23 protein-coding genes are annotated in these 20,868 nt (G+C 59.3%); 11 read left to right on the top strand and 12 right to left on the bottom strand.

Going from position 1 to position 20,868, the window contains the following annotated elements; all coding sequences use genetic code 11:
* The first annotated feature begins 40 nt into the window (after positions 1–40).
* The 7 genes from J7380_RS03350 (at position 41) to J7380_RS03320 (ending at position 6,897) form a co-directional block, all read left to right on the top strand.
* Positions 41–487, top strand: a complete 447-nt coding sequence (locus J7380_RS03350; protein ID WP_209194475.1) for a paraquat-inducible protein A — start codon at positions 41–43, stop codon at positions 485–487.
* A 156-nt stretch (positions 488–643) separates the two neighbouring features.
* Positions 644–1,426, top strand: a complete 783-nt coding sequence (locus J7380_RS03345) for a DNA repair protein (protein ID WP_209194474.1) — start codon at positions 644–646, stop codon at positions 1,424–1,426.
* A gap of 121 nt (positions 1,427–1,547) precedes the next feature.
* Positions 1,548–2,909 (top strand): DNA repair protein RadA, encoded by a 1,362-nt coding sequence (radA, locus tag J7380_RS03340; protein WP_209194473.1) that lies wholly within the window; start codon positions 1,548–1,550, stop codon positions 2,907–2,909.
* Between the two features lie 41 nt (positions 2,910–2,950).
* A complete protein-coding gene (locus tag J7380_RS03335; RefSeq protein ID WP_209194472.1) occupies positions 2,951–3,547 on the top strand; it encodes a CvpA family protein in 597 nt (198 codons plus the stop codon).
* Between the two features lie 626 nt (positions 3,548–4,173).
* Positions 4,174–5,697 (top strand): amidophosphoribosyltransferase, encoded by a 1,524-nt coding sequence (gene purF, locus J7380_RS03330; RefSeq protein WP_209194471.1) that lies wholly within the window; start codon positions 4,174–4,176, stop codon positions 5,695–5,697.
* A gap of 265 nt (positions 5,698–5,962) precedes the next feature.
* Positions 5,963–6,211, top strand: a complete 249-nt coding sequence (locus J7380_RS03325) for a hypothetical protein (protein WP_170354363.1) — start codon at positions 5,963–5,965, stop codon at positions 6,209–6,211.
* A gap of 41 nt (positions 6,212–6,252) precedes the next feature.
* Positions 6,253–6,897 (top strand): SDR family NAD(P)-dependent oxidoreductase, encoded by a 645-nt coding sequence (locus J7380_RS03320; protein ID WP_170354364.1) that lies wholly within the window; start codon positions 6,253–6,255, stop codon positions 6,895–6,897.
* A 63-nt stretch (positions 6,898–6,960) separates the two neighbouring features.
* Here the strand turns inward: J7380_RS03320 and J7380_RS03315 are convergent, their stop codons facing one another.
* The 4 genes from J7380_RS03315 to J7380_RS03300 form a co-directional block, all read right to left on the bottom strand.
* Positions 6,961–7,803, bottom strand: coding sequence for an ATP-binding protein (locus J7380_RS03315; RefSeq protein ID WP_209194470.1), 843 nt, complete (start codon positions 7,801–7,803; stop codon positions 6,961–6,963).
* A gap of 111 nt (positions 7,804–7,914) precedes the next feature.
* Positions 7,915–8,787 (bottom strand): twin-arginine translocase subunit TatC, encoded by an 873-nt coding sequence (gene tatC, locus J7380_RS03310; RefSeq protein WP_209194469.1) that lies wholly within the window; start codon positions 8,785–8,787, stop codon positions 7,915–7,917.
* The gene (gene tatB / locus J7380_RS03305; protein WP_209194468.1) at positions 8,784–9,242 is read right to left on the bottom strand and encodes a Sec-independent protein translocase protein TatB; all 459 of its coding nucleotides are present in this window, start codon (positions 9,240–9,242) and stop codon (positions 8,784–8,786) included. Before tatB ends, tatC begins: the two co-directional genes overlap by 4 nt.
* A gap of 6 nt (positions 9,243–9,248) precedes the next feature.
* Positions 9,249–9,464, bottom strand: a complete 216-nt coding sequence (locus J7380_RS03300) for a twin-arginine translocase TatA/TatE family subunit (RefSeq protein WP_209194467.1) — start codon at positions 9,462–9,464, stop codon at positions 9,249–9,251.
* A 219-nt stretch (positions 9,465–9,683) separates the two neighbouring features.
* Here J7380_RS03300 and J7380_RS03295 point away from each other — a divergent pair, with 219 nt between their 5' ends.
* Together J7380_RS03295 and J7380_RS03290 are read left to right on the top strand one after the other, a co-directional pair.
* Positions 9,684–9,989 (top strand): hypothetical protein, encoded by a 306-nt coding sequence (locus J7380_RS03295; RefSeq protein ID WP_209194466.1) that lies wholly within the window; start codon positions 9,684–9,686, stop codon positions 9,987–9,989.
* A 21-nt stretch (positions 9,990–10,010) separates the two neighbouring features.
* Positions 10,011–10,682, top strand: coding sequence for a YafY family protein (locus J7380_RS03290; protein WP_209194465.1), 672 nt, complete (start codon positions 10,011–10,013; stop codon positions 10,680–10,682).
* Positions 10,683–10,743: 61 nt separating this feature from the next.
* On the opposite strand, the gene J7380_RS03285 is transcribed toward J7380_RS03290, so the two are convergent.
* The 8 genes from J7380_RS03285 to J7380_RS03250 all read right to left on the bottom strand — a co-directional run bounded on the left by J7380_RS03285 (position 10,744) and on the right by J7380_RS03250 (position 18,160).
* Positions 10,744–11,907: a M23 family metallopeptidase gene (locus J7380_RS03285; RefSeq protein WP_209194464.1), complete on the bottom strand. Its 1,164-nt coding sequence runs from the start codon at positions 11,905–11,907 to the stop codon at positions 10,744–10,746.
* A 64-nt stretch (positions 11,908–11,971) separates the two neighbouring features.
* A complete protein-coding gene (locus J7380_RS03280) occupies positions 11,972–12,622 on the bottom strand; it encodes a protein-L-isoaspartate(D-aspartate) O-methyltransferase (protein WP_170752802.1) in 651 nt (216 codons plus the stop codon).
* On the bottom strand, positions 12,619–13,401 hold the full coding sequence (surE, locus tag J7380_RS03275) for a 5'/3'-nucleotidase SurE (RefSeq protein ID WP_209194463.1): 783 nt from the start codon (positions 13,399–13,401) through the stop codon (positions 12,619–12,621). Before surE ends, J7380_RS03280 begins: the two co-directional genes overlap by 4 nt.
* Before the next feature lie 121 nt (positions 13,402–13,522).
* Entirely contained in the window at positions 13,523–14,608 is a 1,086-nt protein-coding gene (locus tag J7380_RS03270) for an ABC transporter ATP-binding protein (RefSeq protein WP_209194462.1), read from the bottom strand.
* 80 nt (positions 14,609–14,688) lie between these two features.
* The gene (locus J7380_RS03265; protein WP_209194461.1) at positions 14,689–15,747 is read right to left on the bottom strand and encodes a methyltransferase domain-containing protein; all 1,059 of its coding nucleotides are present in this window, start codon (positions 15,745–15,747) and stop codon (positions 14,689–14,691) included.
* Positions 15,748–15,834: 87 nt separating this feature from the next.
* Complete coding sequence (locus J7380_RS03260) at positions 15,835–16,944, bottom strand: hypothetical protein (RefSeq protein WP_209194460.1); 1,110 nt, start codon at positions 16,942–16,944, stop codon at positions 15,835–15,837.
* Positions 16,945–16,947: 3 nt separating this feature from the next.
* On the bottom strand, positions 16,948–17,727 hold the full coding sequence (locus tag J7380_RS03255; protein WP_209194459.1) for an SDR family oxidoreductase: 780 nt from the start codon (positions 17,725–17,727) through the stop codon (positions 16,948–16,950).
* A 70-nt stretch (positions 17,728–17,797) separates the two neighbouring features.
* Positions 17,798–18,160: a nuclear transport factor 2 family protein gene (locus J7380_RS03250; RefSeq protein WP_209194458.1), complete on the bottom strand. Its 363-nt coding sequence runs from the start codon at positions 18,158–18,160 to the stop codon at positions 17,798–17,800.
* Positions 18,161–18,269: 109 nt separating this feature from the next.
* Here J7380_RS03250 and J7380_RS03245 point away from each other — a divergent pair, with 109 nt between their 5' ends.
* Positions 18,270–19,874, top strand: a complete 1,605-nt coding sequence (locus tag J7380_RS03245) for a peptide chain release factor 3 (RefSeq protein WP_209194457.1) — start codon at positions 18,270–18,272, stop codon at positions 19,872–19,874.
* An 18-nt stretch (positions 19,875–19,892) separates the two neighbouring features.
* Positions 19,893–20,831, top strand: a complete 939-nt coding sequence (locus J7380_RS03240; protein ID WP_209194456.1) for a glycosyltransferase family 2 protein — start codon at positions 19,893–19,895, stop codon at positions 20,829–20,831.
* Positions 20,832–20,868: the final 37 nt, after the last annotated feature.

Here is a 20,868-nt window from a genome sequence, read left to right as displayed (position 1 = left end):
CCCATAGATGTTGGCAACAAGAACCGGATTTACCAATGCAATGACCCTCCGCCTCGCCACCCTCTCGCTCCTGATCCTGTACCCCATCGCGTGGTTCGCCCCGCTGATGCGTGCGGGCCTCCTGCCGATCTTCGGCCTCAGCGAAATCAGCGTCATCACCGGCCTGCAATCCCTGTGGCACTCGGACGTCTTTCTTGCGCTGGTCGTCACCGTCTTCGCCCTCGTGGCACCTTTCGTCAAAACCATCGGCACCGCCTTGATCCAATGGGACCTGCTGGATCCCCGCGTCCAACCTGCGCTGAACATCTTGGGCAAGCTCGCCATGGCCGATATCTTCCTCATCGCGCTCTACATCACGCTGGCCAAGGGCATCTCCTACGCGACCGTTGAGACCGCATGGGGTCTTTACCTGTTCACGGGCTGCATTCTGGCCTCGCTGGCATTGGGACATATTACAGAGATGACATCCGCCTCACGAAAAGCTTAAAGCTAATTGATTGAAAACATTTACCCAAGTATCATCTTAATATTTCGAGCAGCAACAAATAGTAGTTTTCGGGTCCGTGGCGGATCTCTGTCTGTACGTTAAGTCTACTCCGCTTCGGCTCCGGTGTGTTCCGGTTCTAGAAGGAGATCGACAACCATGGCCGCCCTCCAAAACATAACATTGCAATTTCAGAATGCCTTTTTAAGACTGACCTTTTTCGTAATCTGCGCGGCTGCGCTTGCGGCCGTGACGACCACCGCTTTATCGGTATTTGGGGTCCTGCCCTGGCTGTCCATGCAGGCCGGATTCGGCACCGCACCGGCTATAGATGCGGGCATGTTTATCCAGATCGGATTGACCGCACTGATTCTCATGCTGGCCTTCTATCTGCCCGCAAACGGACGCATGATGGCGCTTGAGAATGCGCATCGCAAGTTCGCGATGAACATGCACGACATCACCTACGCCTACCAAATGGCCCATGCCGCGGACCGAGGTGACACGTTCATGATGTCGTCTGAATTCGACGCGGTCAAAGAGCGTATTGCTTTTCTGCGCCAACATCCCGACCTCCAATCGCTGGAGCCGGAAATCCTCGAACTGGCCGCGCAAATGAGCCAGATCAGCCACGAACTCGCCGTCACCTACAGCGACGAACGCGTGGCGCGGGCACGTACGTTCCTCCAGCAGCGCCAAGAAGAGATCGAGCAATTCCAGCAGCGCATCGGTGACGCACAAACCATCCAGCAAGAACTGCGGCAATGGACCCGCGATGTCGAGATCGAAGAATCCATCGCCAAATCTCAACTGGCACGCCTGCGGGACGAATTGTTCGACCTGTTGCCCGAATTGTCCACGCAACTGCAATCGCAGTCGGACGAGCACAAGTCCACCGAATCCAGTGTCATCGCGATGTCGCCTCCTCGCGCCGCTGAATAGGCGCCACAGGCGCCCGCCGCGGACGATGGCCCAACGGGCCTGAGGACGCGGCATCCCACCGGCGGCGATGAAAGCCTGCAAGGGCTTGAAGAACCGCCCCACCTAAGGCACCAAGGGCCGCATGGCAAAGACGACTTTTTCATGCTCGGCCTGTGGCGCCACGCATTCCCGCTGGTCCGGCCGCTGTGACGGCTGCGGCGAGTGGAACACGATCATACAAGAAGCCCCCCTTTCGGCTGGCCCGGCCAAGAAATCCCTCGGCGGCAAGCGGGGCCAGACCATCGCACTCACGGACCTGTCGACCGAGGAAACCCCTCCGCCTCGCACATTGTGTGGGGTCGAGGAACTGGACCGTGTGCTGGGCGGTGGCCTTGTCCCCGCCTCGGCCCTGCTTGTGGGCGGCGACCCGGGCATCGGCAAATCCACACTCTTGTTGCAGGCAGCCGCCCGGTTTGCTCGTGCTGGCGTCAAGACCATCTATGTCTCAGGCGAGGAGGCCAGCGCGCAGGTGCGGATGCGCGCCCGCCGTCTGGGGCTGGAGGACGCCCCGGTGCAACTGGCGGCCGAAACAAACCTGCGCAATATCCTGACCACGCTTGAGGCAGAAAAGCCCGGCCTTGCCATTATCGACTCGATTCAGACCATGTGGGCGGACAATGTCGAAAGTGCCCCCGGATCGGTGTCACAAGTAAGGGCCGCAGCACATGAATTGACCACGTTTGCGAAACGATATGGCATTTCGATCATCATGGTCGGCCATGTCACAAAAGAGGGTCAGATCGCAGGCCCCCGTGTCGTCGAACACATGGTTGACACTGTGCTCTATTTTGAAGGGGAACGTGGCCATCAGTTCCGTATCCTGCGTGCGGTGAAGAACCGTTTTGGTCCTGCGGACGAGATCGGCGTTTTCGAAATGACGGGTAAAGGACTGGCCCAGGTCACCAACCCCTCTGCCTTGTTTTTGTCCGAGCGCGGAACGCCCAGCCCTGGCTCTGCCGTGTTTGCCGGGATCGAAGGCACCCGCCCGGTTCTGGTGGAATTACAAGCACTTGTCGCGCCATCACCTCATTCGCAACCGCGTCGCACGGTCGTGGGATGGGACAGCGGTCGACTGGCCATGATCCTCGCAGTCCTAGAAGCCCGCTGCGGTGTCCCCTTCACCGGGCTGGACGTGTACCTGAATGTGGCGGGCGGACTAAAAGTCAGCGAGCCTGCGGCTGACCTTGCTGTTGCTGCGGCTTTGCTGAGCGCGCGCGAGGATACAGCTCTGCCTTCAGACACCGTCGTATTCGGGGAAATCTCTCTGTCAGGTGCCCTAAGACCAGCTGCACAAACCGAAAATAGGTTGAAAGAAGCCCAGAAACTTGGTTTCACATCAGCCATAGCTCCGGCAGGTGGCAAAACCGGCACTGTGGCAGGTCTGACACTCACCCGCCCCTCTGATTTGGTAGGGTTTGTTGGCGAAACCTTCGGAGCAGGTTAAGGTAACGCCTTAAGAGGCTGAAAAAATTACAGGCGAGGGCCATGGAAGGTTTTACAATTATTGACGGGGTGGTTGCCCTGATCATCGTGGTGTCGGGCCTTCTGGCCTATTCCCGCGGTTTGTTGCGTGAGATTCTGGCAATTGCGGGATGGGTCGCCGCCGCGGTACTGGCCTTTATTTTTGCACCTCAAGCAGTGCCATTGGTGAAAGAGATTCCGGTCGTCGGAGATTTCCTGCGAGACAGTTGTGAATTGTCTGTTATCACCGGTTTTGCGGCGGTCTTTGCGGTGGCGCTGATCGTGGTCAGCATTTTCACCCCTCTATTTTCGTCGCTGGTGCAACGCTCGGCCCTGGGTGGTTTGGACCAAGCACTTGGCTTCTTCTTCGGGATCGCGCGCGGCATCCTGCTGGTCGCAATCGCATTCTTTGTCTACGATACCGTTATGACAGGTCAGTCATATACGATCGTCGATGAAAGCCGTTCGGCTAAGGTGTTTGACCAGTTCAGCGGTCAGATCGAAGAACAGAACCCCGAAGAAGCGCTCGGTTGGGTGACACGCCAATACGAGGAGCTGGTGGCAAGCTGCACAGAAGGCGGCGAGGTCACACCCGAAGCCGCCCCGGCAACCACAGAATAAGAGAAAAGCCCGGCTTGGACCGGGCTTTTTTTTCGGCAAGACTGTATTGCTCAGGTGAACCCTTCACCCGCACAGACCGTGCATTTGATGTTTTTGAGCCCAAAACACCCGGTACACCGTGTAAAGATTGGTTTTCCGTGAATGTCTCGGCTTTTGACAACTTCGCCCGCGCCGTTGCAAATCGGACAGGGAGACCGCCCCATGCCACGGCATCGGTGACATCTGCGTTTTGGCTGTGTTTCTTTTTTTTGTCCTTGTTTGTGTTGCCACATGGGTAGGTCCGTCCGAATGGTATCAAAACAGAAAATTGGTAATCATAGAAATGACAGCACATGCGGCCTGACCTGTCACTGTTTGAAGCGCAATTCCCGCAAAAACCACCTGCGTCAAATCGCAATTGTGATCCTTTGATGACACAGGCACCGTAAGGCATTATGTGAGAGCCGAACTGACATGGAATCGGAGCTGCCGATCTTGCTGTATCTGTTTTCTCACGTGCCCGCCCCTGCAAAGGACAAAGCGCGCGCATTCAACGCCTGTCAGGCGATCGAGTCCTCAGATACTGCCATCCAGCACCACCAGTCACCGAAACCTCTCAAATCGTCATAGAAAATTGGAGCCCGTACATGTGTGGGATTTTGGGGATCGCAAGCAGGACACATGATGTCTTTGCGGAAATCTATGACGGGCTGCTGATGCTGCAGCACCGGGGGCAAGACGCCTCGGGGATCGTCACATATACCGGAGAGTTCTTCCGAGAGAAAAAGGCCAACGGTCTGGTCAAAGACGTCTTCAACGCCAAGGACGCAGAAACCTTGCTGGGCAAGGTTGGCATGGGCCATGTACGCTATCCGACCGCAGGCTCGCTCAGCGCGGCCGAGGCACAGCCTTTTTTCGTCAATGCGCCTTACGGCATCTATCTGGTCCATAACGGCAACATCACCAACACCGCCGAACAGCGCGAAAAGGTGACCGCTAAATACAGCCGCCACCTGCGCACCACTTCGGATTCCGAGATCCTGCTGAACGTGCTGGCCGACAAGGTCGCCGATGCGATCAAGGTCAACGGCAATGCAGAACCGATCCGCAACCTGTTTGCCGGCGTCAAAATGACGATGGAGCGGGTACAGGGCGCCTATTCGGTGATCTGTCTGGTCGCAGGCGTTGGAATGCTGGCCTTCCGTGACCCCTATGGCATCCGCCCGCTTTCGGTCGCCAAGCGTGATGTGGATGGAAAGGGTGACGACTATGCCTTTGCCTCTGAGGACGTGGCCTTTGGCATCAACGGCTTTGACAAACTACGAGACGTGAAACCCGGCGAAGCGATCCTGATCGATCTGGACGGCAACATGCACACATTCCAGGCGGTTGAGGGGCAACTGACGCCCTGCATTTTCGAGTATGTTTATCTGGCGCGCCCGGATTCGCTGCTGGATGGGGTTTCAGTTTACAAAACCCAGATGCGCATGGGTCAAACGCTGGCCCGGCAGATCGAGGCCGCCGGTCTGGATATCGACCGTATTATTCCTGTGCCCGACAGCGCCCGTCCCGTCGCGCTGGAGGTCGCCAAGGCAACTGGCATCCCATACCGCGAGGGTTTGGTTAAGAACCGCTATGTGGGCCGGACCTTCATCATGCCCGGTCAGGAAGAGCGTCAGAAATCTGTACGCCGCAAGCTGAACGCGGTTCCGTTGGAGTTCAAAGGTCACAACGTGCTGCTGATCGACGATTCCATTGTGCGCGGCAACACGATCAAGAAAATCGTGCAGATGTGCCGCGAGGCCGGAGCGAAGAAAGTCTATATCGCCAGCGCCTCGCCGCCTGTGAAATATCCCAATGTCTATGGCATCGACATGCCCACCAAGCATGAGCTGGTCGCTAACGGCAAGGATATTGAAGAAATCCGGCAGGAACTGGGCGCGGATGCATTGTTTTATCAAAACCTCGACGATCTGATCTGGGCGGCCAAGGAAGGAAACCCCGAGATCGAGGCTTTTGACTGTTCGTGTTTCGACGGCAATTACATCACTGGCAGCGTCAGCGGGGATTACCTGGACACGCTGGAAAACAGTAGCCGCGTCAGCAAAAAACGCGAGGATATGCAGGTACCCGGCGGATCGTGGAACGCCGCAAAACTGGCCTCGGGTTAGTTTATCTGCCGAATCGGTAATGACGAAGGCCCGCGTCACCGAAGTGATGCGGGCTTTCTTTTTGCCCGTGCATACTGAATCGGTGGGTTTTCGCCCACAACTCTGCGGCGAAGAAAACGTAAGCTCAAGGGCTTCTCCACGGGCACATTCGCTGTCGTTTTCGTGATCCCCCAGGGGGGTTTTTCTTACAGGTTGGCTTTGTTAAGGCCCCGCCTACCAAGCACTCACAACAAGGGATCGGGCCGCTGCGGCCCGGCCGAAATTTATGTCGAACGCCACTGTCAAAAGCGCGGCCACGCAAAAAAGCGCGCTTAAAAAGAACTCTGTATCCCTCCTTGGGGTCTTTGGCCCGAAATCGGATTTGCGCGCGCTCATGCGAATGTCGTCGGGACGTGTGAAAGAGGTCAAGCCCGGCAGCCGCGTATCCTCGGGCACTGTGGTGGCAATTGATCCGGATGGCGTGATGCTGCGACAAAGCGGCCAGACCCGGCGCATCGTCATTCCCGGCAGCTAAACCGTCTTGACGCCCTGCCTGCGGGGGTTCAAACCGCTGTCATGACCGATCAGACCAAAATTGCCCTAATCACTGGGGCGTCACGGGGCTTGGGCGCTGCTCTGGCCGAGGCGCTGGCCCCCGAGTACCACATTGTCGCTGTCGCCCGTACCACCGGTGGGCTGGAAGAGCTGGATGACCGTATTCAGGCCAAAGGCGGCGCGGCCACGCTGGCCCCCATGGACATCGCCGACCCGAACGCCATGGCGACGCTGTGCCGGGGTATTCATGATCGTTGGGGCAAGGTGGATCTGTGGCTGCACACAGCTGTTCACAGCTCAGCTCTGACGCCTGCGCATTTTATCGACCCGAAGGAATGGGCAAAGGCCGTCAATGTGAATGCCACGGCGACTTCGGTTTTGATTCCCTATATCGCTCCGTTGCTGGGCGAGAGCGGTCATGCCGTGTTCTTTGACGACCCCAAAGCGGGCGACAAGTTCTATGGCATCTATGGCGCGACCAAGGGCGCTCAGATGGCGTTGGCCCGCAGTTGGGCGGCTGAGACCGAGCGCACAGGGCCACGTGTGTCGATTGTCGAGCCCGCCCCCATGCCCACCGCCGTCCGCGCCCGGTTCCACCCCGGCGAGGACCGTGATGCTTTGACGAGCCCTGCGGATGAGGCGGCCCGGATTTTGGCGTCTCTATAAGGGAATGGCCCTTGCGGGCCATGCCTCCGGCGGAGGTATTTTTGGCCAGATGAAGCGGGCGGATCAGCCTATATGCGCGCCGGTGCGCCCGGCCAGATCGACGAAGAATTGCCACGCTACGCGGCCAGAACGTGCGCCGCGTGTGGCCTGCCATTCGATGGCTTCGGCGCGCAGGGTGTCGGGGTCGACGGTGACACCATAGGCGGCGCAATAGCGGTTGATCATGGCGAGGTATTCGTCCTGATCGCAGGGGTGGAAGCCCAGCCAAAGGCCGAAGCGGTCGGAGAGTGAGACTTTTTCCTCGACCGCCTCGGACGGGTTGATGGCGCTGGAGCGTTCGTTTTCGATCATGTCCCGCGGCATCAGGTGTCGGCGGTTCGAGGTGGCGTAGAACACCACGTTTTCCGGGCGGCCTTCGATACCGCCGTCCAGCACGGCCTTTAGCGACTTATAGTGCTGATCATCATGGCTGAACGAGAGATCATCGCAGAACAGGATGAACCGGTGCGGCGCGGCGCGCAGATGGTTTAGAAGGCGGGCAACCGAGCCCATATCTTCGCGCTGAAGTTCAACCAGTTTCAGATCGGGGTATTCATCTTGCAGACTCCCGTGGGCCGCTTTGACAAGGCTGGACTTGCCCATACCCCGCGCACCCCAGAGCAACGCATTGTTTGCCTTATACCCCGCTGCAAAGCGCCGTGTGTTGTCCAGAAGCGTGTCGCGCGAGCGGTTGATGCCCACCAGCAGGTCCAAATCGACCCGGTTAACCTTTGTCACCGGTTCCAGCCGGTCGGGGTCCACATGCCAGACAAAAGCCGGGGCCGCGCCGAAATCCGGTGCTGCCAAGGGGGCCGGAGCCATGCGCTCCAAGGCATCAGCAATGCGGTTCAGGGCTTGGTCATCCATCAGGGCCTCCGACTGTTTTGGGGTTCAAACCATGATCAGATGCAGGCGGCAAGACCCGCGCATAAAAAAGGCGCGCCACGAATGGGCGCGCCTGATCCGGGTTAAGCCGGTTTACTTGCTTTCTTCGTCCACGATTTCGGCATCAGCCTCTTCTTCGTCGTCATAGTAGCCGTCAGCGCGCAGTTGTTCTTCGCGCTTTTTCTCGACACGGGCCACAAGGAAGATCGAGATTTCGTACAGTCCGTAGACCACCACGAACAGGATCACCTGCGTGATGACGTCGGGCGGTGTTACCAACGCGGCAAGCACCAGAATGGCGACCACTGCGTATTTACGAACCGAGCCCAGACCTTCGGCCGTTACCAGCCCCGCCTTGCCCATCAGCGTCAGCAGAACCGGTAGCTGGAAACACAGACCAAAGGCCACGATGAACTTGATCGTCAGGTTCAGATATTCCTGCGCCGAGCCCTGAAAGACCACGCTCAGCGGTGCGGCGGTTGCGCCATCGGTCACGGCCTCCCCTTCGGCCCCGAACTGCTGGAAGCCAAGGAAGAAGTCATAAGCCAGCGGAGTGACCACGTAAAAGGCAAAGCTGGCCCCCAACAGGAACATGAAGGGCGAGGCCAGCATGAACGGCAGGAACGCGTTCTTTTCAGACTTATACAAACCCGGAGCCACGAACCGCCACATCTGCATCCCGATATAGGGAAAGGCCAGAATGAACCCACCCAGCAGCGAGACCTTGATAGCCACAAAGAACCCTTCCTGCGGCGAAATGAAGATCAGCCCGCAATCCTGCCCGCGTTCAGCCAGAACGTCACACAACGGTCGCGTCAGAAAGTTAAACAGCGGCGTGGCCACGGTAAAGCAGATGATCATACCGATCAGAAACGCCACAACGCAGTGGATCAAGCGCGTGCGCAGTTCCGCCAGATGCTCGATCAATGGGGCCGAGCTGTCCTCGATCTCGTCGGTCTTGGTCATGTCTTGCTTTCGGTTTTCAACGCGGCCTCGGCCTCTTCGGCTTTGGCCAGGGCGTCAGCGGCCTCTTTCGCCTTACGGTCGGCGGCGGCGCGTGCGGTCGAGGCCTGAATTTTCTTAGCCTGTTCGGCGCGTTCGGCTGCCAGTTTGCCGGTTTCGCTGTCGGGGTCGAACTTGGTCGGGTCGATGCTTTTCGCCAAGTCCTGCGCGGCCTCTTTCACGCCATCCATGGCGCTGCCGACAGGGTTGGTGGCCGCGTTCAGACCCTTCTTGATGTCATTGACGCCCGCCTGGTCAGCAGCCTCGTTCATGGCGCTGGAAAACTCGCGCGCCATGCCGCGGGCCTTGCCAACAAACCGCCCCACATTGCGGAACAGCACCGGCAGGTCCTTTGGCCCCACAACGATCAGGGCAACAACGCCAATGACCAGAAGCTCGGTCCAGCCCAGATCAAACATCTGCGCTTAGGCCTTGTCTTTGTCGGTCTCGGGGGTGACGTCCTTGGCCATCTCGGACGCGTCCTGCTCCAGTTCATCTGCGCCTTCACGAACGCCCTTCTTGAACGAGGTGATACCTTTGCCCACTTCGCCCATCAGCGAGCTGATTTTGCCGCGGCCAAACAGAACCAGAACCACAACGGCGATCAGCAGCAGGCCGGGAAGGCCGATATTGTTAAGCATGTCTTGTCTCCTTCTACATCGACGCCACGCGTCGGGAATGTTGTTTGGCCATGTGTCTACGCCTGACGAGCGGTGGACAACAGTGCGCCAGATCAAATCCGCGTTCGAATTCGCCCTCTTCACGCGTTTTTTGGGCTCTGGATTTTTTCAACTGACAGGTTTATGTCAGTTGCATTTGACTAGGAAGAGATCATCGAAACCTGGTCAACGGAGATTGAAATGACCCATGTTGCCGAAATCGTCACCTTTTCCCTCGCAGACAGCACCACGCCCGAGGCGTTCGTGAAGCTCAGCCAATCCACCGAAGCCTTCGTGCGCGCGGCCCCCGGCTTTGCGCATCGGCAGCTGAGCCAGGGCGAGGATGGCCGCTGGACCGACTACGTGGTTTGGACCGATATGAAAGCCGCACAGGACGCCGCCGCGCAGTTCCCGCAACAAGACTTCGCCGCTGCCTTGATGACGGCGATCAAGCCCGACAGCATCCAGATGCGTCACGAGAAAGTGCTATGGAACATGACCGCTTAAACGCGGTCCGGACGGCGTGACATGCGCCGCACGGATCGCCTTTTTGACATCATTCAAATCCTGCGCGACGGCAAACTGCACCGCGCGCAGGACATTGCGGACCGGCTCGAGGTGTCGGTCCGCACAATCTATCGCGACATGGATACACTTGTCGCCTCAGGCGTCCCGGTCGAGGGCGAGCGCGGCGTCGGCTACATGGTGCGCGAGCAGATCACCCTGCCCCCGGTAAACCTGACCCCAGCCGAACTTGAGGCGCTGAACCTCGGCATGGCCATCGTGGCTCAAGCCGCCGACCCCGAGCTGAAAGCCGCCGCCGAGACGCTGGCCGACAAGATCGACGCCGTGCTGCCCACGCAAGTCGTCGCCGAAGCGGATACCTGGAAATTCGCCGTCTACCCCTTTGCCGATGCTGCGCGTGGGTTGGCGCATATGGCCCCGATCCGCGCCGCCATCAAATCACGCCAGAAACTGCACCTCAACTACCGCCGCATCGACGGCCTGCTGACCGAGCGCACGATCCGCCCGCTTCATATGGAATACTGGGGCCGCGTCTGGACACTCACCGCATGGTGTGAGCTGCGAGACAGCTTCCGCGTTTTCCGCATTGACCTGATCGAAGCTATCCGCCCCCTGCCCGAACTTTTCATAGATGAACCCGGCAAACGCCTGAGCGACTTCGACCCCAAAGCGTGATCCGCCCTTCATCTGGCCAAAAATATCCCCGCCGGAGGCATGGCCCGGACACGGCCATCCCCTATTTCAGAAACGGCTCGGGGTCGACTGCCTCAAACCCTTTGCGCACTTCGAAATGGACATAGGCATTGTCACCATCCCTTAGGGCTGCAATTCTCTCGCCTCTCCGCACCCGATCGCCTTTTTCGACTGTTATGCTTTCGACATTTGCATAGACAGTGAGAAGGTCATTGTTGTGCTTGACCACGATGATCGGCACCTGATCGGCATCTGCGGTGATCGCAGCCACGGTACCGGCCTCGGCGGCCTTAACGGCAGTGCCCGGCGCCGCAGCGATATCGATGCCTTCGTTCTGACCTTTCTTATAGGTCCGAATGATTGTCCCGGTCACCGGCAAACCCAGCGCCGAGTTGCTCTGATTGGTCGGTGCCTCAGCCGTAACATCCGGCGCAGGAACCGGCGCAGCGACCTGTTCGTCTGGCAAAGGCTGAGTCGCACTTGGCGGCGTTGGAGTGGGTGATCCTTGCCCCGGCTGCGTGACGTTGGTTGCTGGCACAGCGGCCTGTTGCGGCGCGGGCTGCGTCTTGATCGGGATCAACAGGAACTGACCTTCCCGAACCGTAAAGTCCGAATCCAGACCATTCCAATCCGCCAGCGCGTCCACCGGCACGTCATAGAGGCGCGAGATCGTGAACGCAGTCTCGCCGCGTTTCACCTTGTGCCTGATGGGTTCGGGTCCCGGCGGCGCAGCAGGAGGTGCTGGTGTCGCGGTAGGCTGCGCAGGCGCCAAGGTCGACGTGCGGACCGAGCCATCCGCTGGTGCCTCATCGATGGCGGTCCCTGCGATTGTCGCAATATCGACCGAGCTTGCCGAACTGACCGTGCGCGGCAGAGCGATTACTTCACCGTCCCGCAACGTATCAGTGGGTTTGAGACCGTTGAACGTGGCCAGCTCTGCTTCGGGTAGCCCCACCCGCGCTGCGATGTCACTGACCTTGTCACCCCGGCGCGCAACGGCAACCTGATAGGTCGGATAGGTGATCACACCGCGTGCATCCGGCGGCGGGCGGTTCGTGGTGGCCGTCTGGACCGCATCCGTGGTGGAAAACCCTCCGATCTGACCGCGAAGATCATAGTCAAGCGGGCCTTCGCACCCGGCTAGTACGGCCAGCGCAACCATCCCGGTCGCGCAGCGCATCATCGCTGATTTGGAAACTGCTCTCATCTTTTTTCTGTCCTCATCACCTGCCCCTGTTGGCCGGGGTTCCGGTGGGTTTTCAAAAAAGCCTCTACGCCTCGTCCTTGCCCAATCCCTCAAGCAGGGGAACAAACCGAACGGGCAATAATTCATCATAGTCCAGGCCGGTTTCCGTTCGCCGAACCCGGATCAATGTTTGAACCGTATCCGACTGCCCCACCGGCAAAACCATGATACCGCCGATTTTGAGCTGCGCCAAGAGCGGCCCTGGCGGGTCCTCGGCGGCCGCAGTCACAATGATACGATCAAACGGAGCCTGTTCAGGCAAACCGAATGATCCATCGGTCAGCATCGCGGTCACATTGGTCAGGCCCAACTCGCGGAACAGGTCGCCGGTTTCGCGCACCAGCCGCTTGTGTCGCTCGACCGTGTAGACCCGGCGTGCCAGTTTGGAGAGGACAGCCGCCTGATACCCGGACCCGGTCCCAATTTCGAGCACCGTATCCCGAGGTCGCACGTCCAGCGCCTGCGTCATAAGACCCACGACCGAAGGCTGACTGATCGTTTGGCCACAAGCAATCGGCAGCGGCGTGTCCTCATAAGCTCGGTCCGCGAACAAACCCTTGACGAACTTGCCGCGATCAATCTGCTCCATCGCTGCCAATACGCGCGCATCCGTCACCCCGCGAGAGCGCAGGGCAAACAGGAACTGCATCTTTGTTTCTGCGCTCAACCCGGTCATTCGATTGTCTTCAGTGCCTCAAGCGTGTCATGCGCTGTCAAATCCGCCCGCATCGGTGTGACCGAAATGTAACCCGCCAGATTGACTGCCGCATCCGTACCCGGCGCGGTCGGGTTATGCTGATACCCGCCCTTGATCCACAGGAACCGACGCCCCGAGGGCGAGCTGTGCGGCTCGACCGAGAAGTTTGTGTCACGACGATACCCCTGAGCCGCAACGCGAGTGCCTAGAACCTCGTCCGCGGGAACAGGCGGGAAATTTACGTTGTAGAATAGACGATAATCGCCCTGCTCGGCTGGCGTCGCATCCAAGATTTTGCGCACCAGATCGGCCCCAAACCGCGTTGCGGCCTCGAATGGGTCATCCAGCCCCAAATTGCGCGGGCCAAAGTATTGCGACAAGGCAATCGCAGGGACACCCTGCAAAGCGGCCTCCATCGCGCCACCGATCGTCCCGGAATACAGCGTGTTTTCAGCCGAGTTGTTGCCCCGGTTTACCCCTGACAACACCAGATCGGGCGGCGCATCCTTCATCACGTCATGCAAACCAGCCAGCACGCAATCAGCGGGCGAGCCCTCGGCGGCGTATCGGCGTTCACCCAGTTTAGCGACCATCATCGGGTGCGTGTAACTGATGCAATGCCCGACGCCGGATTGCTCGAACGCGGGCGCAACGACCCAAATCTCTCCGTCCGGCCCGGCAAGCTCGGCGGCAATCGCCTCAAGCGCGATAAGACCCGGTGCATTGATGCCGTCATCGTTGGTCAGAAGAATACGCATATGCCCCATCCATCCCTGCGTTTTTCCCTTGATAGACCCGGCCCCTCGCCTCGGCAAGCGACGCGCACACGCAAACTGCGGCTTTCGCGCATCAGCTGGGTCTAAATTGCCACGTCAGGAACTATTCCGGGAAAACAAAGCACCGATCACGACGGATGGTCAGCCACATAACGCGCCCCGGCTGCGGCACAAAGACATTCGGCACGGTGGCCTTCAGGATTGAACCGTCATAGTCCATGCGGAACTCGATCAGGCTTTCATTGCCCAAAAACCGCGCCCGCTGCACCACACCACGCGCGGCCACCCCATCGGTCGGCGTGGGCAGAGGCCCTTTGCCGTTACGGTCGAAATCCAGCTTCACGTGCTGAGGACGGAAGACGATTTCGACATTCGTGCCATCAGGTACACCCGGAGCCAAAAAGCGGCCGAATGGAGTCTCTGCCAGAGCGCCGTTAACTTGCGCCCTCAACACATTGACATCGCTAAAGAATGCCACAGCCGCCTTATCCGCTGGACGGGTATAGACGTTATAAGGCGCGCCTTGCTGCACGATCTTGCCCCGCCGCATCAGGGCAATCTCATCGGCCATGCGCATCGCCTCTTCCGGCTCATGCGTCACCAGAACCACGGCGGCGTCTTCTTCTTTGAGGATCGCCAGCGTCTCATCCCGGATACCGTCGCGCAGACGGTTATCCAACCCCGAGAACGGCTCATCCATCAACATGATCCGGGGACGCGGCGCCAAAGCCCGCGCCAGTGCAACCCGCTGTTGTTCGCCGCCCGACAGATGATGCGGATAGCTGTCGACGAAGCGCATCAAATCGACCTTGGTCAGCAATTCCTCGACCCGCGCGCGCTTTTCATCTTTGTGGCCCTTCAGACCAAAAGCCACGTTGTCGGCCACGCTAAGATGAGGAAACAAGGCGAAGTCCTGAAACATCAACCCGATCTCGCGCCGCTCGGGCGGGACGCGAAACACCGTGTCACAGATCAGCTTTCCATCCACATAGATTTCACCGGATTCCTGCATCTCGACCCCGGCGATCATCCGCAGGGTGGTCGACTTGCCGCAGCCCGACGGCCCCAGCAGACACGTCACCTGACCCGCCTGAACACTTAGCGAGACGTCATCCACCACCACGCGCCCTTCGTACCGGGCGACCAGATTGCGGATTTCCAGACGTGGAGGAGTTGATTTCACTGTCACCGAAGGACCCCGTAGCCTTTCCCGATCAATTCCATCGGGCTTAGGCGGGGATAGCAACCCCGCCCGTCAGGCGCAAGCGATCAGCAGCACCCGCCCGAGGCGGCCTCGCCGGTGCTGGCACCTGTGGCCTCGAACGGGCTTTCGCCGCCGCAGCCTTCGAAGATGCCGTAATGGGTCGAAAAATCGCCAATAAACTCGAAGTGGCGCGCAAATCGCGTGTCTTTCAGCATCATCCAGGTGTTGCCGCAGACCGGAAACACCTTACCGGCCTCGATCGCGTGGTGGTCATCCAGTTCGAACAGATGCGGCGCGTTGGGGATCGTGCCTTTGTAGATCACAGCCTGGCCGTAATCCTCGCAGGCCGGTTCCAGTTCGGGCAGTTTGAACAGACGATACGTGGCCGACAGGAAGCTCAAGGGCGCGACGCGCTCTTCCAGAACCGGGTTTTCGATGGTCAGCAGGCGATGCGTCACTCGGCGCGGATCCGCAAACCCGGCCTTGCGCGAGATCGACAGGAAATCATTCCAATAGAGCGCGCCCGACAGGCACTCCCCATACAGAACCTCATCCTCAGCCATCGCAGTAGGGATGCGGCGATCAGCGTAGACGTCCGAGAAATACATCTCGCCACCATCTTTCAGCAGACGGTGTGCGCCGCGCAGAACGGCCTCTTTATCGGTGGCCAGATTGATCACGCAGTTCGAAACGATGATGTCGAAGGAACCGGGCTCAAGGTCCAACTCATCCAGCTTTTCGATATAGCCGTGGTGGAATTCCACATTCGACGCGCCATGGCCGAATGTCTGCGCGTGGTAATCCTGATGAGCGCGGGCCACATCCAACTGCTCGGGCGTCATATCCACGCCAACCACGCGGCCTTTTTCGCCGACCATTGCCGACAGAGCATAGACGTCGCGCCCGGCACCGCAGCCCAGATCAAGGATGCTCATCCCTTCCAGATCCAGCGGTGCAATCAGACCGCAGCCATAATAGCGCGTCAGCACATCATCATGAATTTTTGAGAGAATTTTCTTCACATGATCCGGCATGTCATCGGGTGTGCAGCAAGCATTGGTCTGCAAATCCGCGCTACTTTGAAGGACGTCACCGTAATAGTTCTGCACCGATTCATGCTTCATCGAAGGTATCCCTTGTGTCTGTTAGGGGATCAGCTAATGCAGCAAGGGACGTGACGCAATCCGCACATGCGCGATTTTACAAAAGCGTTACCCGAGCAGGTCGAAATCCACGGCAGCGCGCACCTGCCCGTTCACCTGAACCTCCAGCCGGTGCGGACCGGGCATCAGTTTGAACGTGGTAGCATTGCCCTTGAGCTTGTGGGTCTTGCTTAGCGTCAGTGCGCCATCCCGCAGCGCGGTCTGCTTCAACTTGTGCACCTTGGCCGAGGTTTTACCGCCAGGGCGTTGAAAGTGAATGATATAATCCACCAGAACGGGCTGGTCTGCGGCACCACAGAGCGCCACATCGAAATTCAGCGCGCCCCCGATCCGGGCATCGCCTTGCACCTGAATATCGGCCGAAATCGCCGCGTCAGGATCATAGCCCAGCATCTTCATCGCACCGGGATGGCCGGATTTCACCAATCCACGCAGGGTGTGGCTGGTCATCCAGCGCAACTCATCCGCATTCTGCCCGCCCTCGCGCCATTGCAGCAGACGGTCCAGCACTAGATCCGGGTCTTTCTTGGTGATGTCGTTCAGATGGTTCGCGACCGAGCGCGTCACGTATCGCGTCGGATCGCTGTGCAGACGGTCCAACAAAGGCAACGGGTCAGTCAGTTCCAGGCCCACCGCCTGCCCCCATGGCAAGCGCGGACGGGTGCCTTCGCTGACCAGTCGGCGCACGTGATAGTTGTCATGCGCGCACCATGCCTGCATCTTGTCGAGCACCTTATCTTGGTGGGCGTTCAGGAATGGTCGAATGGCCCATTCCATCGAGAATCTCTGCGTCAGTTCCTCCAGCACATCCAGCGCCAGATCGGGATGGTCGAGGCCAACGGCCACTACCCAATCGCCCAAGGGTGCAAAGATGAAATCGCCGAAATCATCATCCGTTTTGGTCGGATCCAGTGGCGGCGGCAGCGCGCGCAGCAGCATAGGCGCAATGTCCGGCAGCGCGCCGGGGATGGCCTGTTGCAGGCACTCCGCGATCCACGCCATGCGCTCTTTCAATTCCAGATCAAGCAGGCGGGACATGACCTGCACCTCGAACGCTTTTGCATCAAAATCAGCATCCGCCGCCGCAAAAAGCCCCGCCAAGTAGCGGGTCTTTTCTGCGTTAAACAGCTGGTCTTTCAGTGAAAAATTTTGCGCCATCGCCTACATCGTCAAGTTAGTTCCGCCGCCGTCCAACAAAATGTTCTGGCCTACGATAAAGCCCGCATGTTGCGAACACAAAAAGGCGCAGGCGGCCCCGAATTCCTGCCGTGTGCCATAGCGGCGCGCGGGGATCGTGGCGGCGCGTTCGGCACGCGCCTCGTCCATCGAAATGTTCTTTTGCAAGGAAACCCCGCTGTCCAGCGCATCCGCGCGGTCGGTAGCGTGGATACCCGGCAGCAGATTGTTGATTGTCACCCCCTGCGGGGCCACCTGACGCGCGGTTCCGGCCACATACCCCGTCAGCCCGGTCCGTGCCGCGTTCGACAGCCCCAGCACAGCAATCGGTGCGCGCACCGATTGCGAGGTGATATTCACCACACGCCCCCAGCCCTTGTCCATCATTCCCGGCAGAAGCGCCTTCATGAAAGCAATCGGCGTCAGCATGTTGGCATCCAGAGCCTTGATAAAATCCTCACGCTCCCAATCCGACCACATGCCCGGAGGCGGCCCGCCCGCATTTGTCACAAGGATATCAACACCCTGCGCGGCTTCGATCACCTGCGCCTGCCCCTCGGTCGAGGTCACATCGCAGGCCACCGTCTGCACATCAATGCTGTGCTCGGACCGCAAACGCGCGGCCTCGGCTTCAAGGGCCTCGGCTCCGCGGGCGTTCATCACCAGATTGACACCGGCCTCGGCCAGAGCCTCGGCGCAGCCCAGACCCAAACCCTTGCTGCTGGCACAGACCAGAGCGCGTTTTCCTTTGATACCCAGATCCATCTGATCCTCCCCATCTGTTGTTGCCCACATGTCTAGCACTGGCCAGATGGGGAAAACCAGTCGTTAGCGATCAGTAAAAGAACTCTTCCCGCACGATCTTGCCACCTGCGACATGATAGACACCAACCTCTTTCATATCAAAGGCTTCGCCGGTCTCTTTTACCTTACCCTGAACCTCGAAGATCACAGCAAAGCGATCTTCGCCATGGGGCATCGGATCGCTGACCGACGCGCCCGAGACCTCATGCGCGCCTTCCCACCATTCATGCTTGCCGCGAATGGCGTCGCGGCCATGGGTTTCGCGGCCCATATCCATGAAGTCCTGCGCCTCGACCGAGACGGCATTCTCGGCATAAAGTGTATCCAGATTTTCTTTGGCGCGGTCTTCGCGGCAACCCGCGACCAGTTCGGCGGCGATTTCGTTCAAATTCATTGATCCTCTCCATTATTTGTTCACTATATGTTCTTATTGCCATAGGTGCTCGATTCGAACCACCCCCTTTGTCTTGCCTCGGCGGGTTTCCCCGCCTATACGCGCGGTCATGCTTGATACCTCGAACCAACCCACCCTGCCGCCCGAGATCGCCCGTCGCCGGACCTTCGCGATCATCTCGCACCCCGATGCGGGCAAGACGACGCTGACGGAAAAGTTCCTGCTTTATGGGGGCGCGATCCAGATGGCTGGTCAGGTGCGCGCCAAGGGCGAAGCGCGCCGCACGCGCTCGGACTTCATGCAGATGGAGAAGGATCGCGGTATCTCAGTTTCGGCCTCGGCGATGTCGTTCGACTATGGGGATTTCCGGTTCAATCTGGTGGACACGCCCGGCCACTCGGATTTCTCCGAGGATACCTATCGCACGCTGACGGCGGTGGACGCCGCCGTCATGGTGATCGACGGCGCGAAAGGTGTGGAAAGCCAGACGCAGAAACTGTTCGAGGTTTGCCGCCTGCGCGATCTGCCGATCCTGACCTTCTGTAACAAGATGGACCGCGAAAGCCGCGATACGTTCGAGATCATCGACGAAATTCAGGAAATGCTGGCCATCGACGTCACGCCCGCCGCGTGGCCGATTGGCGTCGGGCGCGATTTCATCGGCTGCTATGACATGCTGCGCGACCGGCTGGAGCTGATGGACCGCGCCGACCGCAACAAAGTGGCCGAAAGCATTCAGATCGACGGTCTGGACGACCCTAAACTGGCCGAACACGTGCCCGAGCACCTTCTTGAGAAGCTGTTGGAAGAGGTCGAGATGGCGCGCGAATTGCTGCCCGCTCTGGACCCTCAGGCGGTGCTTGAGGGGCACATGACCCCGATCTGGTTCGGCTCGGCGATCAACTCGTTTGGCGTCAAAGAACTTATGGAGGGCATCGGCGCCTATGGCCCGCAGCCTCAGGTGCAATCGGCCGAACCACGTCAGATCGCGCCGGATGAAAAGAAGGTCGCGGGCTTTGTCTTCAAGGTGCAGGCCAACATGGACCCCAAACACCGCGACCGGGTGGCCTTTGTGCGGATGGCGAGCGGTCACTTCAAGCGCGGCATGAAGCTGACCCATGTGCGGTCCAAGAAACCCATGGCAATCTCAAACCCGGTGCTGTTTCTGGCATCCGACCGGGAACTGGCCGAGGAAGCCTGGGCCGGCGACATCATCGGCATCCCTAACCATGGCCAGCTGCGCATCGGCGACACGCTGACCGAGGGTGAGGCGCTGCGCGTCACTGGCATCCCGTCCTTCGCGCCGGAATTGCTGCAAGGCGTGCGCGCGGGCGACCCGATGAAGGCCAAGCATCTGGAAAAAGCCCTGATGCAATTCGCCGAGGAAGGCGCGGCCAAAGTGTTCAAACCCTCGATCGGGTCGGGCTTTATCGTCGGCGTCGTCGGCGCGCTGCAATTCGAAGTGCTCGCCAGCCGGATCGAGATGGAATACGGCCTGCCCGTGCGGTTTGAGGCGTCTCAGTTCACATCCGCCCGCTGGGTCAGCGGGGACAAGCTGGCGGTGGACAAGTTCGTCAACGCCAACAAGCAGCACATCGCGCATGATCATGACGGCGACATCGTTTACCTGACACGTCTGCAATGGGATATCGACCGGGTTGTGCGCGACTATCCCGAACTGAACCTGACGGCGACCAAGGAAATGATGACGTGACCGGCCAAAGGGCCGCGCATGGGCGCTAAACCGAGCTGGGGTATCGTCTCGACGGTCCGGGGGACGGCCCCGGACATCCTGCGTTTCGTGGCCTATCACCTCGACCTTGGGGTTGATCGAATGCATGTCTATCTGGACGAGCCCTGCCCCAAGGCGTTCAATGCCTTGAATCGCCACCCAAAGGTTGAGGTCCGCAATTGCGACGACGGGTTCTGGGCCAATCGTCAGCGGGCGCGCCCCGACAAACATCAGGTTCGCCAGACCGCCAACGCCTCGTTCACTTATCGCAAGGCCAGCGAAGACTGGTTGCTTCATATCGATCTGGACGAGTTTCTGTGGCCCGACCGCCCGGTGGTCGATCTGCTGGCCGAAGTTGCACCGGATACGCCCTATATCCGCGTCCGCCCGGAAGAGGCTGTGGCCGAAGCCGAGGACCTGTACAAAGCCTATATCCCGTCCGGGCCTGATCGCGCCGCGACGGTGCAGGCGCTCTATCCCAACTATGGGTCTTTCGTGAAGGGCGGGTTCCTCAGTCACCTGCAAGGCAAGGTGTTTGCCCGCACCGGTTTGCCGGGCATCAACTTCCGCATTCACGGGTTGTTCCAGCACGGCGAACGCCTGATCTGCAAAGCGGAACTTGCCGAGGCTGCGCTGTGCCACCGGCACGCCCCGGATTGGGACCACTGGCTGGCGCATTACCGGTTCCGGCTTGAGCGCGGGTCATACAAGCCCGGAATGACGCCAAATGTCCCGCGGGATGAGGGCGGGATGAACATGAACGAACTGCTCAGCTGGATCGAAGCCGAGGACGGTATCGACGGCTTGCACGCGTTTTTCGATGAGATCAGCGGCGCGCACCCCGACGCGCGGGCACGGCTTGAACAACACGGGTTGATCCGGCATCGGCCACTGGATCTGGACCGGAAGTTTGCGAAACACTTCCCTGGAAGCATCTGAATTGTTGCATTAAATCTGCACAGTATCAGAGCACAGG

The organism is Ruegeria sp. R8_1 (assembly GCF_017743815.1).
Taxonomy (GTDB): Bacteria; Pseudomonadota; Alphaproteobacteria; order Rhodobacterales; family Rhodobacteraceae; genus Ruegeria; species Ruegeria lacuscaerulensis_A.
This window is presented reverse-complemented; position numbering and strand designations above follow the sequence as displayed.

Coding starts and splice junctions, on each gene's coding strand:
- J7380_RS03350 (WP_209194475.1), top strand. CDS start 41: ATGACCCTCCGCCTCGCCACCCTCTCGCTCCTGATCCTGTACCCCATC.
- J7380_RS03345 (WP_209194474.1), top strand. CDS start 644: ATGGCCGCCCTCCAAAACATAACATTGCAATTTCAGAATGCCTTTTTA.
- radA (WP_209194473.1), top strand. CDS start 1,548: ATGGCAAAGACGACTTTTTCATGCTCGGCCTGTGGCGCCACGCATTCC.
- J7380_RS03335 (WP_209194472.1), top strand. CDS start 2,951: ATGGAAGGTTTTACAATTATTGACGGGGTGGTTGCCCTGATCATCGTG.
- purF (WP_209194471.1), top strand. CDS start 4,174: ATGTGTGGGATTTTGGGGATCGCAAGCAGGACACATGATGTCTTTGCG.
- J7380_RS03325 (WP_170354363.1), top strand. CDS start 5,963: ATGTCGAACGCCACTGTCAAAAGCGCGGCCACGCAAAAAAGCGCGCTT.
- J7380_RS03320 (WP_170354364.1), top strand. CDS start 6,253: ATGACCGATCAGACCAAAATTGCCCTAATCACTGGGGCGTCACGGGGC.
- J7380_RS03315 (WP_209194470.1), bottom strand. CDS start 7,803: ATGGATGACCAAGCCCTGAACCGCATTGCTGATGCCTTGGAGCGCATG.
- tatC (WP_209194469.1), bottom strand. CDS start 8,787: ATGACCAAGACCGACGAGATCGAGGACAGCTCGGCCCCATTGATCGAG.
- tatB (WP_209194468.1), bottom strand. CDS start 9,242: ATGTTTGATCTGGGCTGGACCGAGCTTCTGGTCATTGGCGTTGTTGCC.
- J7380_RS03300 (WP_209194467.1), bottom strand. CDS start 9,464: ATGCTTAACAATATCGGCCTTCCCGGCCTGCTGCTGATCGCCGTTGTG.
- J7380_RS03295 (WP_209194466.1), top strand. CDS start 9,684: ATGACCCATGTTGCCGAAATCGTCACCTTTTCCCTCGCAGACAGCACC.
- J7380_RS03290 (WP_209194465.1), top strand. CDS start 10,011: ATGCGCCGCACGGATCGCCTTTTTGACATCATTCAAATCCTGCGCGAC.
- J7380_RS03285 (WP_209194464.1), bottom strand. CDS start 11,907: ATGAGAGCAGTTTCCAAATCAGCGATGATGCGCTGCGCGACCGGGATG.
- J7380_RS03280 (WP_170752802.1), bottom strand. CDS start 12,622: ATGACCGGGTTGAGCGCAGAAACAAAGATGCAGTTCCTGTTTGCCCTG.
- surE (WP_209194463.1), bottom strand. CDS start 13,401: ATGCGTATTCTTCTGACCAACGATGACGGCATCAATGCACCGGGTCTT.
- J7380_RS03265 (WP_209194461.1), bottom strand. CDS start 15,747: ATGAAGCATGAATCGGTGCAGAACTATTACGGTGACGTCCTTCAAAGT.
- J7380_RS03260 (WP_209194460.1), bottom strand. CDS start 16,944: ATGGCGCAAAATTTTTCACTGAAAGACCAGCTGTTTAACGCAGAAAAG.
- J7380_RS03255 (WP_209194459.1), bottom strand. CDS start 17,727: ATGGATCTGGGTATCAAAGGAAAACGCGCTCTGGTCTGTGCCAGCAGC.
- J7380_RS03250 (WP_209194458.1), bottom strand. CDS start 18,160: ATGAATTTGAACGAAATCGCCGCCGAACTGGTCGCGGGTTGCCGCGAA.
- J7380_RS03245 (WP_209194457.1), top strand. CDS start 18,270: ATGCTTGATACCTCGAACCAACCCACCCTGCCGCCCGAGATCGCCCGT.
- J7380_RS03240 (WP_209194456.1), top strand. CDS start 19,893: ATGGGCGCTAAACCGAGCTGGGGTATCGTCTCGACGGTCCGGGGGACG.